The organism is Streptomyces sp. NPDC104307 (assembly GCF_055584045.1).
Genome location: NZ_JBVJMU010000001.1, coordinates 442,612 through 455,765, shown reverse-complemented (window position 1 = coordinate 455,765; position 13,154 = coordinate 442,612). Strand labels below are relative to the sequence as shown.

Below are 13,154 nucleotides of genomic sequence, written 5' to 3'. Positions count from 1 at the left end.
GACGTGGGAGACGGGGATGCGGGGGTGCGGGGATGTGGCTCGGGTGCACCCCCGTCTCAGGCGGCCCTGTCCATCAGCCGGCGCGCGTCGGCCGCGTGGCGGATCCCCGCCGGATACGGCAGCGCCCGCACCAGCGCCTCGGCCCGGTCCAGGGCCTCCCGCGCGGCCGCGTGCTCCGCGAGCCGGAACAGGGCCACGGCCAGGGCGATCCGCGCGTCCGCCTCGGCGATCCGCTCACCGGTCCGCGCCGCCCGTCCGACCTCCGCGTGCGCGATCCGCCGCGCCGACGCGGCATGCCCCGCGCGGAGCTGCCCCCAGGCAACCAGCACCGGGGCCTCCTCCGCGAATCCGTCCACCGCACTGAGCGCCTCGCGGGGCAGGCCCGCGCGCAGGGCGAGTTCGGCGCGGGCCGTGCGTACCTCGTGGCCGGCCTGCCGGTCCACCATGCCCACGGCGGACCGCTCGGCCCGATCCAGCAGGGCCGCCGCCTCCGAGGGCTCTCCGGTGCGTATCCGCACCAGGGCCAGCGTCGCCAGGGTGTACGGCAGACACCACGCGTCGTCCGGCTCCGCGCTCGCCACCGCCGCCTCGGCGAGCGTCCGCGCGGCGGTGAACTCTTCGAGCAGCAGGAACAGTTCGGCGAGGTTCGCCCGCTCGAACGCGGCCGCGATCGGATCGCCCGACTGCTCCGCGAGATCGAGGGCGCGCTCTCCCATGGCCACGGCCTCGCGCAGCCGGCCGCCCCGCCGCCGGTTCTCCCGCAAGGTCGACAGAACCGAGCCGAGCAGGGTCGGGTCCCCGTACTCCTCGGCCGGAGCGAGCGCCCGGCCGGCGGCCGTACGGGCTTCGTCCAGCCGCCCGTTGAGGCCGAGGTTGCTGGCTTGCAGGGCGTACGAGCGGGCCACGAGCCCCTGCCCCTGCCTGCCGGACACCCGCAGCGCGACGGCGAGCGCCTGCTGGGCGGCCAGGTAGCCCTCCTCGTACCGTCCCTGGATCTTGCAGATCATGGACAGCGCGAGGTAGTGCCCGGCGGCCGGCTCGGGGGCGGTGTCCTCGGTCACGGGATGCTCGCCCAGCACCCGCCGGCCGGATTCCGGGCCGCCTGCCCGCGCCAGGGCGTCGGCCAGCCAGGCGGCGGTGAGGACGACGTCCTCGTGGTCGCCCCGGCGGGCGAACTCGTCCAGCGCGAGCCGCAGCACCTCGGCCGCCTCGCCGAAGTTGCCCATCCGGCACAGCACTTGGCTGTGCGCGAGGCGGGCACGGGCCGCGTCCACGTCGAGCCGCGCCACCAGATCCCGGTAGTAGCGGTCGGCGGTGTCGTTGGCGAAGAGCGCAGCGGCCCGTGCGGCGGCCCTGCGCAGGTACTCGGCGGCGCGCGGGTCGTCGGCGTGCGCGAAGTGCGCGGCGAGGGTGTCGACCGCGTCGGGGCGGCGGCGCAGCACCGCCTGGGCGAACGCGCCGTGCAACTGCCTGCGGCGGACCGAGGAGAGCTCCTCGTAGCAGGTGAGACGGACCAGGGGGTGCCGGAAGATCAGCCCGGCCTCGTGCTGGCCGGCCAGCACGATCTCGCGCTCCTCGACGAGGGAGGCACCGATGGCGTGCTCCAGCGCGTCGGTGGCGGCGCCGCCGGAGACCGGCGGGTGCAGTCCGTGGGCGGCGACATCGAGCAGTTCGGACAGGGCGGTCTCGGGCCCTGCGACGGAGAGCGCCTCGACGATGCGCCGCGTGTCGTGGTCGAGCCGGCCGAGGCGTTCCGCCACCAGCTGCCGGATTCCGTCCGGCGCCGGGACGCCGGACACGTCCTCGGCCAGGCCGTGGGCCAGCTCGACGGCGAACAGCGGGTTGCCGAGGGAGAGTTCCCACACCCGGTTCAGCCGGTCGTCCTGCCCGACGTCACCGGCCGGGTCGCCGGGTCCCGGCGCCAGGTGCGGGGCGGCGGGCAGCGGCACCGTGTCGCGCACCACCGCGAGACAGGCCTCCTGGCTCAGCCGGCCCACCTCCTCGCGGGTGGCCAGCCCCTGGCGCAGCAGCGACGTCAGCCCGGTCCGGCGCGGATCGCCGTCGGGTATCTCCTCCTCGCGGCAGGTCACCAGGAACCGGGGGCCGCCCGTCTGCGCCGCCCGCCTCGCCAAGTGGCTCAGCAGCTGGAACGAGCCCTCGTCGGCCGCGTGCAGGTCGTCCAGGACGATCAGTACCGGCTGCACGGAGGACAGTTCGCCGAGCAGCCCGGCCGTGGCGCGGAACAGCCGGTCCCGCTCCTCCTCCGGGCTCCGCTCCTCGTCCGCACGCACCCGGCCCAGCGCCGGGAGGAACGCGGCCAGCTCCGGGTACTCCGCGCCGACCCCGGCGCGCTGGTCCGGGTCGCGTTCGGCGAGCCACCCGTCGAGCGCCTCCGCGAACGCCCCGTACGGCGTGTGCCCCTCCGCGTCGTGCCCGCCGCCCCACAGCACCGCCGTACCGGATGCGGCAGCCCGCCGCGCCACCTCGCCCACCAGCCGGGTCTTGCCCACCCCGGCCTCACCGGTCAGCAGCCTGACGACGGCGGGGCCTTCTGCCGCAAGCAGCCGTGACAGGACGGCCTCGCGTCCGCGCAGCGGGGTCGCGACCGGGACCCGCAGGACCGCCGGCAGCGAGGGCGCGGACGGTACGAGCGGGAGCTCCGCCGCCAGCGCGATCCGGTGCAGGCGCTCGGTCTCCGCACCCGGCCGCACCCCCAGCTCCGCGTCCAGCGCGGCCCGGCACACGTGGTACTGCCGCACCGCGCGCCGCCGCAGCCCCTGGCGCGTGTACACGTCGATGAGGATGCGGTGCGCCAGCTCCTCCGCGGGGCTCGATTCGAGGACCCGTTCGGCGGCGGCGGCCGCCTCCTGCGCCGCGCCCGCCTCCAGTTGCGCCGACGCGAGGCCCAGCAGCACCCGCTCCTCCAGCCGCGCGAGCTGGGCCCGACGGCCCTCGGCCCAGTCGGCGTAACGGTCCTCGGGCAGCAGTTCGCCGGAGAACCACTCCAGGGCCCGCGCCAGCTCCGCCACGCCGCCACTCGCCAGCGCGTCCAGCGCGTCCCGTTCGGCCTGGTCCGCGTCGATCCACACCGTCGCCGGGTCGAGGAACAGCAGTGCCCCCTCCGAGACCAGGTAGGAGGACGTGGCACGTGAGGCGAGTTCGGGCTCCAGGATCCGGCGGGCGGAGTGCAGAGCGACGCGCAGGCTGCCCTGCGCCGCGTGCGGATCGGAGTCCGGCCAGCAGATGTCGATGACCTGCTCGCGGTGCAGCCGGTGCTCCGGCACCACGGCGAGCAGTTTCACCAGGGCCTGTGCGGTCATTCTCGGCCAGCGCTCGGCGGGTGCCGCGCCGGATTCCCTGGTAGCCCGAAAACCGCCGAAAAGGTGCAGGTTCAGGCGTGGCGCCACGGGATCGGTGCCGGTGGTACGTCGTGCGTTCATGAGGGCGCAACTGTAACCGAGCATGCTGAGGACCCCCGGCCGCCGCCGGGGGTCCTCAGTGGTCAAGCGCTTGCGGGTCGTCGCGCCATGGCGCCGCGCGGCCCGGTTGGAGCGGTCAGGACAGGGTGTACACCACCATCTGACGACTGGCGTCGTTCAGGGACAGGACGCCGCCGCCCAGTTCCTGAGCCATCCGGTTGTTGCCGTGGTGGTCGAAGTTCAGCGAGACCATGTCGTCGACTCCGTCGCCGTCCAGGTCAGCGGCGAGGTAGTTGCGGCCGCCCATGGTGCCCGCGCTGCCCACACCGTCCTGGAAGGACCAGCCGGACGTGAGGACCGACGGGTCCCATACGCCCACGCCGCCCTCCACGCCGCCCGCCACCAGTTTGCGGCCGCCGGGGCCGGTGATGAACTGGGCGGTCCGCAGCGGCGCCACCACCGAACTGCTGGTGTCCTGGCCGTCGGGACCGTATCCATGGAAGGTACCGAAGCTCATGTCGTACAACGGGCCGCCCGTGCCGTCGATGAAGAAGTTGCCGTGCGACCACGGACTGCCATTGACGGTCTGGTGCAGCAGTTCGCCGGTGCGCCCGTCGCGGATCTCCGCCACCATGTGCGGGGTCGCGGTGGAGATGTCGCCGGAGGTGGTGGGATCGGTCAGCGCCAGCCAGGTGTAGACGACCGCGTGCCCGTCCGCGTAGGGGATCTTGGGCGAGGCGAAGACGGCGTGGTCGAGGAGCGCGCCGTGCAGCTTGCCGTCGACCGCCTTGGCCGGCGCCTTGGGATCGGCCTTCCAGTTCACGGTGCCCTTCGCACCGTCGAGCGCGACACCGTTCTCGGCGGCGTCCGGCAGGTCCAGCGCGTTCTTGGAGGCGTACTGCGTGTACACCTGACCGTCACCGGTGACGGTGTCGGAGAAGACCACGTCGCCCGCGTCGGCGGGGGCCGAATACGTCCACAGCGCCTTGCCGTTGCCCTTGTAGGCGCGCAACGCGTCGGTCGGGACGAGGATTTCGGCCTTGCCCGTGCCGTCGACATCGGCGACGGTCACGGAGCGGACGTACTGCCCGCCGCCGTCGATGGTCGTCAGGATCTTGCCGGTGGTGCCGTCGAGCACGACCACCGCCTTCTCTGCGGCGACGATCACCTCCGGCTTCTTGTCACCGGTCACGTCACCGGTCTGGACGCTGAGCACGGAGCCGGGCACGGTGGTTTTCCACAGCTGCTTGGGCGCGCCCTTGACCAGTGACGGGCCGGACCATGCCCACACACCGTTCGACTCTCCGCCGGCAACCACGTCCGGCTTCTTGTCGCCGTCCAGATCGGCGGCCTGCGCGTAGTTGAGGTCACCCTGGAGCGGCGTCAGGCTCTGCTGCTTGCCGTTGTCCACCTTGTACTCGTGGATGTTCTGCTGCGGGTCGATGGTCCGCACGTAGTCGGTGCCACCGGAGCGGTATGCCTGCTGGAACATGGGTGAGGCGTTCAGCCCGGCCTGCCGCCAGGCGACCTTTCCCTTGGCGTTGAACGCCGTCAGCGAGCCGTACCGCAGGCTGCCGATGTTCTGTGCCAGTGCGCTGTCCGTGTCGTCCTGAGCCGCGGCGATCAGCTTGCCGCCGACGACATCCATGTGCCAGGTGGCCGGAGCGTTGTGCGCGTTGCCGGGCGAGCGCTTGGTCGTGTTGGTCCACTGGACCGTGGCGCCGTCCGAGCCGCTCAGGACACGGACGGTACTGGCGTTCAGGAACAGATTCGTGTCGAGCGTCGACTCGCTGACCGCGTACTCGGTCCCGCCGCCCGGGGCCACGTCACCGATCGTCATGGCGGTCGGCAGGGCGTTGATCCGGGTGTTCAGCGTGATGCGCTTGCCGCTGTCCAGGTCGTAGGAGACGATCTGGTACTTGACCGCGTCCGAGGTGTCCGCCTGTTCCAGGGCCACCATCCGGCCACGGGCGGCGTCCAGGTGCAGCTGACGCCCGTACAGCTCGCTGTCCGTCTTCCAGACGACGGAACCGTCGGAGGTGTCCAGGACCAGGGTGCGTCCCCGCGCGGCGGTCGTGGCGGTCTTGCTGAGGTTCCAGGAGGCGGCGACCTTCCCGTCGCCCGCGTCCTCCAGCGAACCCCAGGCGGCCGTACCGGTCTCCCCGGTGTCGTAGGTCCAGGTCGAGGAGGGGGTCAGCGCGCCATCGGCGTACGAGAACCGGGTCCCGTAGAGGGCGCCCGTCGCGTCGGCCGGAGGCTGTCCGTTCAGCTGGGGTGAGTCGGCGACCAGCAGCGTCCCGTCGACGATCTTGACCATGCCGGCGTAGGCGTACACCTTCGACCAGAGCGTGTTCCCGGTCTTGCCGTCCAGGACGGTCACCACCGTGCCGGACGTCATCGTGGTGCCGGGGATGGTGACGCCGGTCGGCGGGTCGATGCCGACGCTCGCCGAGAAGACCAGGTCCGGGACGCCGTCACCGGTCAGGTCGCCCGAGTCGTAACCCTGGTCGGAATAGGGTGAGAACGGGCTGACCGCGTTGTAACCCATCATCACCCGGGCCGGGTAGAACTCGGTCTGCCAGGGCCGGAGGTTCTTGATCTTCCAGTCCGCGTACAGGGAGTCGCTGGTGCGTGACCAGGTGGTGGAGCCGTCGGTCTTGTGGAACTGGATGGTGGCGAGGCTGTGCACGGTGAAGTAGCCGCGGGAGCCGGCCGGCACGGTGGCGCCGAGACCGGCGACGCCGTCCAGCGCGGACTTCTTGGTGAAGGTGACGGGCGTGTCCGTCGCGTCGGTGCCGGACGCCGAGGCCTTCGGTGCCTTCTTCGCCGGGGAGCCCTGGAGGGAGGTGCCGTGGTCCTTCGTGGTGGCGTCGTCCTTGGCCGTGCCTTCCCCGTCGCCGTACACATCGACGTGGGCGTTCGCGGCCAGCTGCTTCGCCTGGTCAGCGGTGAGGCGCATCGCCGTGGGGGAGCTGTCGGCGGCCAGGGCGTGCGGGGCCGCGGTCAGCGCGAGACCGGCCGCGACGAGGGTGGAGGCGAGCCGCAGGGCCCGCCGCGAGGCGTGGGTTCTCATTACTTGCCTTCCGGCGCGATACGAACGGCGGAACCGGCGGTCAGCACCGGCTGGTTGTACGAGTACTGGAGTGCGTCGACGCCGGCCTGGTTCTCGATGCCGACCGTCGCACCGACGCCCCGGTCGTCGACCGTCTTGTACTGCAGCGTCACCGCACCGGTGGCCTCGTCGAAGACGGCCTCGAAGGTGGCGCGGCCGCCCGAGCCGTCCGCGTAGGCGGCCTTGTTCCAGACGACGGCGAACGTACGGTGGCCGACATCGCCCTTGGTGGCCGTCTGAACGCTGGACTTCTTGTCCAGGACCAGGTCGTCCCAGAGGGCGGCGACGGCGCCGTTGGGCTTGGCAACGGACGGCAGCGCGACGTTGTCGAAGTCGCCGAGCCGCGGCTCCATGAAGTTGATCAGACCGTTCGTGGTGACCGAGGCGCTGGTGTAGTCGACGCCGTACAGCTCCACGGGGAACGGCAGCGAGATCGTCGTGGCGTCCTCGTCACCGCTGAGCGTCACCTTGTCCTTGCCGTTGACCCAGGAGTACGTGGCCGGGGAGCAGGTGTGGCCGTAGGAGTCGGTGCGCAGCGGGAGCTTGACCTTCTCCGACATGTCACCGGCCACCTTGAGGGCCTCGGCGTACACACCGTTGCAGAGCACCGGGGCGGCGGGCGTCACGGTCAGGGTGTAGCTGCCCTCGGCGACCTCGGGCAGGGTGAACGTGCCGTCGGTGCCGGTGGTGACCGGCTTCACCGGCGTACCGGAGATCTCGACGGTGGCCTTGCCCAGCGGCCGGCCCTGGACGTCCTTGACGGAGCCGGAGATCTGGTGCGAGGTGACGGCGTCGAGTGCGAAGTCCTGGCTGAGGTCGCCGCTCTCGGTGACCTCGACGCCGGAGACGGTGGAGGTCGCGTAGCCGTAGCCGCTCACCGTGAAGTCGTACGTGCCGGCCGACAGGGTCAGCCGGTAGCCGCCGTTCGCGGTGGTGTGCACCGCACGAGAGGCGCCTGCGGCGTCGGTGGCCTGGATGGAGAGGCCGGACAGCGCGGTGCCGGTCGCCTTGTCGGTGACCTTGCCGGTCACGGTGCCGGCGCTGTGCGGAGCCTTCTCGACGGAGGCGTAGATGTCGAGCTTGCCCTCGCCCCAGACGTTGTTGGCGGCCGCGGTGCCGCCGCAGTGCGTGTCGTCGACGTCCGTCGCGCCTTCGTTGAGCAGGGCGCGGGTGGCATCGATGTCACCGATGAGCGACGGGGCCGCCGACCACAGGAGCGCCACCGCGCCGGAGACGTGCGGAGTCGCCATCGAGGTGCCGGAGATCGTGTTGTACGTGTCGCCCGGCCAGGTGGACCGGACATCGACGCCCGGGGCCGAGATGTTCGGCTTCATCGAGCCGTCGACGAGCGACGGGCCGAAGCCGGAGAACTTGGCTATCTTCCCGGTCGAGTCGTACGCGCCCACGCCGTAGGCCGGAGCCTGCGCGCCGGGTGCCTCCGTGGTCGAGCAGGTGGCGCCGTCACCGGCGTTGCCGGCCGCGAACGCCTCGAAGATGCCCGCCGCGTTCCAGGCCTCGACCGTGTCCTGGTAGAACGTGGTGTTGCCGCCGCCCCAGGAGTTGTTCACGATGTTCGGCGCGAGGTCCGGGCGCGGGTTCTCACCCTTGTGGTCGGTCGGCGCGAGAATCCACTGGCCGGCCGCGAGCAGTGACGCGTCCGAGCAGGAGTCCGTCTCGCAGCCCTTCGTGGCGATCCAGGTCGCGCCGGGGGCGACGCCGACGCCGTCCTTGCCGACCATCGTGCCCATGGTGTGCGTGCCGTGGCCGTTGTTGTCGCACGGAGCGGACGTGGGGCACTGACCGCTGGCGTCGTACCAGTTGTAGTCGTGCGTGAAGGAGCCGTCGCCGTTGTTGCCCCGGTAGTTGCCGACCAGATCAGGGTGGTCGTACTGGACACCGGAGTCGAGGTCGGCGATGACGATGCCCTCGCCGCGGTCCTCGTACTCGTCCCAGACCTGGTCGGCCTTGATGTCCTTGACGCCCCACTCGGGTGCGCCGTCCGCTTCGGTGGCCGCGGCCTTCGAGGCGGTGTCGACGGCCGCCTTCGTCGCTGCCTTGGAGGGCTTGCTCTCGATGTCGTCGAGCTTGTAGTGCTGCTCCTTGACGATCCGCGCGACGTCGGAGCGCTTCGAGAGTTCCGCGATCAGGTCCGCGTCACCGGTGACCTTGACCGTGTTGGCGATCCAGAAGTCCTGGTGGCCGACCTTCTTCTTGTCGAGGAAGGAGTTGAGCGAGCGCTGGCTGGTCTGTGCCTTGGTCTTCAGCTCGCTGAACGCCGACTTCGCCTTCGCGGCGTGGGCGCGCTTGCTCTTGGCCGGCGAGAGGTCGGCCTTGTCCTTCAGGACGACGAAGAACGACGCGTCGCCGCCGCCGTCCACGGCGTTCAGCAGGGCGGCGTCGACCTGGGCGGTCGGCCCGGAAGCGGCGGCCGCGGACGGTGGGCCGATCAGCAGGCCCGTGACGGTGAGCGCTGCGGCCGCCCATGCGGCGGTTCTGCGCCGGGGCGATCGGGACAGGTGCATCGGGATGCTCCTCCAGGAACGGTACGGGGGAGTCCGCACGCTAGGAGGACGCCGTTACTCGGGCATTACAAGGCCCGCAGGGGCGCTGGCCCAAGGACTCCGTCCGGTTCAGGAGCCGTCCGGCGAACCGTCGCCCGAGTGACGGCGGGCCCACGTACGGCTCTGCGTAAGCGCCTCCTCCAGCGGCTCGAACAGCGCGCCTCCGGCGGGGATCACCCCTTCGGGGCCGAGGTCTGCCGCGATGCCGGTCGCCGCCAGCAGGCGGCCGAGCTCCGGCTGCACGCCCACCAGGACCAGCCGGGCCCCGTTCCGGTCGAGTTCCCGGATCCGGCGCCGCAGCAGCTTGACCACCATGGAGGACGGTACGTCCGGCAGCCCGCGCATCACGAGGACGAGCACGGCGCCCTTCGCCCCGTCCGCCCGCGGCAGCGACGCCTCGATCCTGGGCAGCTCCGCGAACAGGCTGACCCCGTCGTAGTACAGGACGGTGACCTCACCGGGCGTCAGCCGTTCGGGGACCGGCGCCGGATGCCACCGGCCCTCCGGGGCGCGCACCAGTGCCAGCAGCCGGGCCCGGCGCGCCGCCTGTACGCAGTACAGCAGCAGTGACAGGACCGCGCCGAGCACGATCGCCCGCTGCAACGGGATCTGAGTGGTGGCCAGGAAGGTCACCGCCATCGCCGCGGACGACAGCCGCGAGGTGCGCAGCACCAGCCGCACGTCATGGCGCTTGCCCACGATCAGCTCCCCGCCGACCACCAGGATCAGCCCCCCGATGACCGGCATGGGGATGCGTTCGGCGAGCGGCGCGCACACCAGAACGACTGCGGCGAGCAGCACCCCCGACAGCACCCCCGCCCAACGGGTACGGGCGCCGGCGGACACCGCCACCCCGGTGCGGGACAACGAGCCGCCGGCCGGCAGCGCCTGGAAGAAGCCACCCGCGAGGTTGGCCAGCCCCTGGGCCGCGAAGTCGCCGTTCACGGAGGAGCGGGAACCGTCCGGGTTCGGCACCGACGGCCCGATCCCGGCGGCCTGCGCCAGCGCCACCAGGGCCACCGCGCACGCCCCGCCGAGCAGCTGCGGCACGGCGGACAGATCGGGCGCGGAGAACCCGGGGAGCGCGGCCGGGATGTGCGCGATGTCGCGCACCAGTTCCACATCGACGCCGAACACGGCGACCCCGGCGGTCGAGGCGACCATGGCGATCAACAGGGCCACCGGCCTGAGGGGGCGTACCAGCCGGGCGAGCGCCCACACCGCGATGGTGGCGAGGGCGACGAGAGTGGTGTCGAGCTGCCAGTCCGTGAGGTGCGCGAGCCAGTCGCCCAACTGGTACAGGCGGTTGTGGCCGTGCGGGTCGTAGCCGGTGGCGTCCTTGAGGACTCCGGTGACGATCTGCAGCGCGATTCCGACGGAGAACCCCGTCATCACGGCGTTCGATACGAAGCTCAGCAGCACGCCGAGCCGCAGCACACCCATCAGCACCATGGTCACGCCCGCCATGAGCGTCAGGGTGGCGACGCTGCCCGTGTCCTTCGGATCGAGTCCGGCGTCCTTCAGCACGCTCTGGGAGGTCAGGGCGATCGCACTGGTGAGGGTGGTGACCATGAGGACGGTACGGGCGGTGAGCGAGCCGACGATCGCCGGTACGACGCCCGCGTACAGCCCGGCGACCGGATTGAACCCGGCGATCGCCGCGTACGCCATGCCCTCCGGGATGGAGAAGAGGCCCGTGACCAGCCCGGAACCCACGTCCGCGGGGCGCGGCCTGCCCAGCCGCGACCTCGCCCGCTTGAACACGGTCCGCACCGGGATCACGCGGCCAGACCGCTCACCGCGTCACCCACGTACTTGACGCCCAGGACGATCAGCAGCGTCGTCATGATGGCGGCGTTGTGGAGTGCCATCCACTCCTTCCAGCCGCCGAGCACCCGCGCCGAACGTTCGCCGCCCAGGAGGTAGACGGCGAGCGGGACCATCGTGCACAGCGACGCGATCAGGACCATCACCACGACGGCGACCACCCGCCCGGCCGCGGTGGCGTCGGCGTCGGCGACGGACACACCGCCTCCGACGGCCAGCACCAGGTTCTTGGGGTTGGCGACGACCAGTGCCACGGCCAGGCCCGCCGTACGGGCCGGGGTGAAGGCGTCGATGGCCGCCATCCAGCCGGGGTTCTCGGCCTTCCGCCCCTCCCTGGGCCGGTGCGTCCACTGCCGGGCGCCGAGCAGCAGGAAGAGTACGCCGAAGGCCAGCTTCAGCCAGGAGGTCCAGCGGGCGGGCGCGCCGCCGGAGGACGCGTCCGCACCGGCGCCGACCAGCACCACCACGGTGACGAGGACGGCCAGCGAGACGATCCATCCGACGGTGAACACGATGCCGTTGGTCCGCCCGCGCGGTGTCGCCAGCATGAGCACCATCGCGATCAGCGGGACGGGACTGATGGCGATGCCGACCGCCGGGGCGAGTACTTGTCCGATGGCGTCGCCCATGACCGGCCTCCGTGCTGCGTCGGTTCTGCGGCCTGCTGTGGAGACCGGCGGTACATATAAGTCAAGGTAGTTGAAACATATGACAAGACGACACGTAATGACTTAATAGCCCTGTTAACACCCCTAATGGCCCAGTTCGGCTCGCGTCAGCCCGCCGCAGACCGTTCCCTGACAGGCAGACAGACAGAAGGAGAACCGGACGGGGCAGGGGAGCAGGGGGGCAGGGTGGAGGACGGAAGCACACGCGGCGACGGCGGCACCGGACAGCCGGAGCAGCCGGAGCAGCCACGGCGTCCGGAGCAGTTGGAACAGTCGGAACTCGACGGTCTGCGCACGCGGGTTGCCGCCCTTGAGAGCGAGCGTGCCCGGCCGCCCCGGCACCGCGGCCGGTCCTTCCTCGCCGCGGTACTCATCACGGTGGGATGCCTGCTCGCCCCGCTCTCCGTCGTCGCCGCCTGGGCGGCCGACCAAGTGGGGGACACCGGCCGCTACGTGGCCACGGTCGCACCCCTTGCGTCCGATCCCGATGTCCAGGACGCCGCCGCCGGGCGGGTGACCGACGCGCTCATGACCCGGATCGACCTTTCCGCCCTCCTCGCTGACGTGGCACCTGCGGACCGGCCCCGTCTGGAAAAGGCACTGGGCCCGCTGGGCGACTCGCTGGAGGGCGCGATCCGCAGCTTCGTGCACGACAAGGCGCGCGCGGCCGTGTCCTCCGACGCGTTCGAGACGGTCTGGACCGAGGCCAACCGCCGGGCCCACAGCGCCGTGGACAAGGCGCTGACCGGCAAGGGCGGTGGAGCCGTCGAGCTGACCGACGACGCGGTCACGCTCGACCTCGCCCCTGTCGTCGACCGGGTCAAGCAACGCCTGGTCGACGCCGGTCTGACGGTCGCCGGGCGGATCCCCGAGATCCACACCGACATCACACTCGTCAGGTCCGACGACATCGGCAAGGTCAGGACGTACCTGCGGGTCCTGCAGTTCCTGGGCAACTGGCTGCCGGTGATCGCGGTCCTCCTGATCGCCGCCGGGGTACTGCTCGCGGTACGCCGACGCCGGGCCTTGGTCGCGGGATGTCTCGGCGCCGCGGTGGCCGCCGGCGCACTCGGCATCGGGCTGCGGGTCTTCCGGGTGGTCTACCTGGACGCGCTGCCCGCCGACGTCTCCCAGGGCGCGGCGGGCGCGGTCTACGACGCCATGACCCACTTCCTGCAGACCACCGTCCGGATGGTCGTCGCCGTCGGCGTCGTCATCGCCCTGGCTGCCTGGCTCACCGGTCCTGGCCGGCGCGCCGGACTCGTACGACGGCTGTGGGTCACCGGCATCGCGGCGGTGCGCTCCACCGCCGACGTCGCCGGTCTGCGCACCGGGCCCGTGGGCCCCTTCGTGCGCCGCCGCCGCACCTGGATCACCTGGGTGCTGGTGGCCGCCTCGCTGCTGGTGTACCTGCTGTGGTCGCACCCCACCGGCTGGGTGGTCGTCGCCATCGCGCTGTGCCTGCTGTTCCTGCTGGCCGTGGTCGAGTTCCTGGCGGCCCGGCCGGGCACGGGGGACCGGGAACCGGTGGCGCCCCCCGCCTGACCGGACGCGGCCACCCGACAGA

6 protein-coding genes are annotated in these 13,154 nt (G+C 71.8%); 1 reads left to right on the top strand and 5 read right to left on the bottom strand.

Annotated features, from left to right (window positions below; all coding sequences use genetic code 11):
- Positions 1 to 56: 56 nt before the first annotated feature.
- From ACZ601_RS01715 to ACZ601_RS01695, 5 genes are all read right to left on the bottom strand, one after another.
- Positions 57 to 3,440 (bottom strand): ATP-binding protein, encoded by a 3,384-nt coding sequence (locus ACZ601_RS01715; protein ID WP_469531971.1) that lies wholly within the window; start codon positions 3,438 to 3,440, stop codon positions 57 to 59.
- Positions 3,441 to 3,555: 115 nt separating this feature from the next.
- Complete coding sequence (locus tag ACZ601_RS01710; protein WP_469531969.1) at positions 3,556 to 6,492, bottom strand: FG-GAP repeat domain-containing protein; 2,937 nt, start codon at positions 6,490 to 6,492, stop codon at positions 3,556 to 3,558.
- Positions 6,492 to 9,053, bottom strand: coding sequence for a S8 family serine peptidase (locus ACZ601_RS01705; RefSeq protein ID WP_469531967.1), 2,562 nt, complete (start codon positions 9,051 to 9,053; stop codon positions 6,492 to 6,494). The genes ACZ601_RS01710 and ACZ601_RS01705 overlap by 1 nt, the downstream gene beginning before the upstream one ends.
- A gap of 108 nt (positions 9,054 to 9,161) precedes the next feature.
- Positions 9,162 to 10,856: a SulP family inorganic anion transporter gene (locus tag ACZ601_RS01700; RefSeq protein ID WP_469531965.1), complete on the bottom strand. Its 1,695-nt coding sequence runs from the start codon at positions 10,854 to 10,856 to the stop codon at positions 9,162 to 9,164.
- A 14-nt stretch (positions 10,857 to 10,870) separates the two neighbouring features.
- Positions 10,871 to 11,548 carry a GAP family protein gene (locus tag ACZ601_RS01695; RefSeq protein WP_469531963.1) on the bottom strand — a complete coding sequence of 226 codons (678 nt, stop codon included), beginning with the start codon at positions 11,546 to 11,548 and terminating at the stop codon, positions 10,871 to 10,873.
- A gap of 303 nt (positions 11,549 to 11,851) precedes the next feature.
- On the opposite strand from ACZ601_RS01695, the gene ACZ601_RS01690 reads away from it, so the two are divergent.
- The gene (locus ACZ601_RS01690; protein ID WP_469533786.1) at positions 11,852 to 13,132 is read left to right on the top strand and encodes a hypothetical protein; all 1,281 of its coding nucleotides are present in this window, start codon (positions 11,852 to 11,854) and stop codon (positions 13,130 to 13,132) included.
- Positions 13,133 to 13,154: the final 22 nt, after the last annotated feature.

Coding starts and splice junctions, on each gene's coding strand:
- ACZ601_RS01715 (WP_469531971.1), bottom strand. CDS start 3,440: ATGAACGCACGACGTACCACCGGCACCGATCCCGTGGCGCCACGCCTG.
- ACZ601_RS01710 (WP_469531969.1), bottom strand. CDS start 6,492: ATGAGAACCCACGCCTCGCGGCGGGCCCTGCGGCTCGCCTCCACCCTC.
- ACZ601_RS01705 (WP_469531967.1), bottom strand. CDS start 9,053: ATGCACCTGTCCCGATCGCCCCGGCGCAGAACCGCCGCATGGGCGGCC.
- ACZ601_RS01695 (WP_469531963.1), bottom strand. CDS start 11,548: ATGGGCGACGCCATCGGACAAGTACTCGCCCCGGCGGTCGGCATCGCC.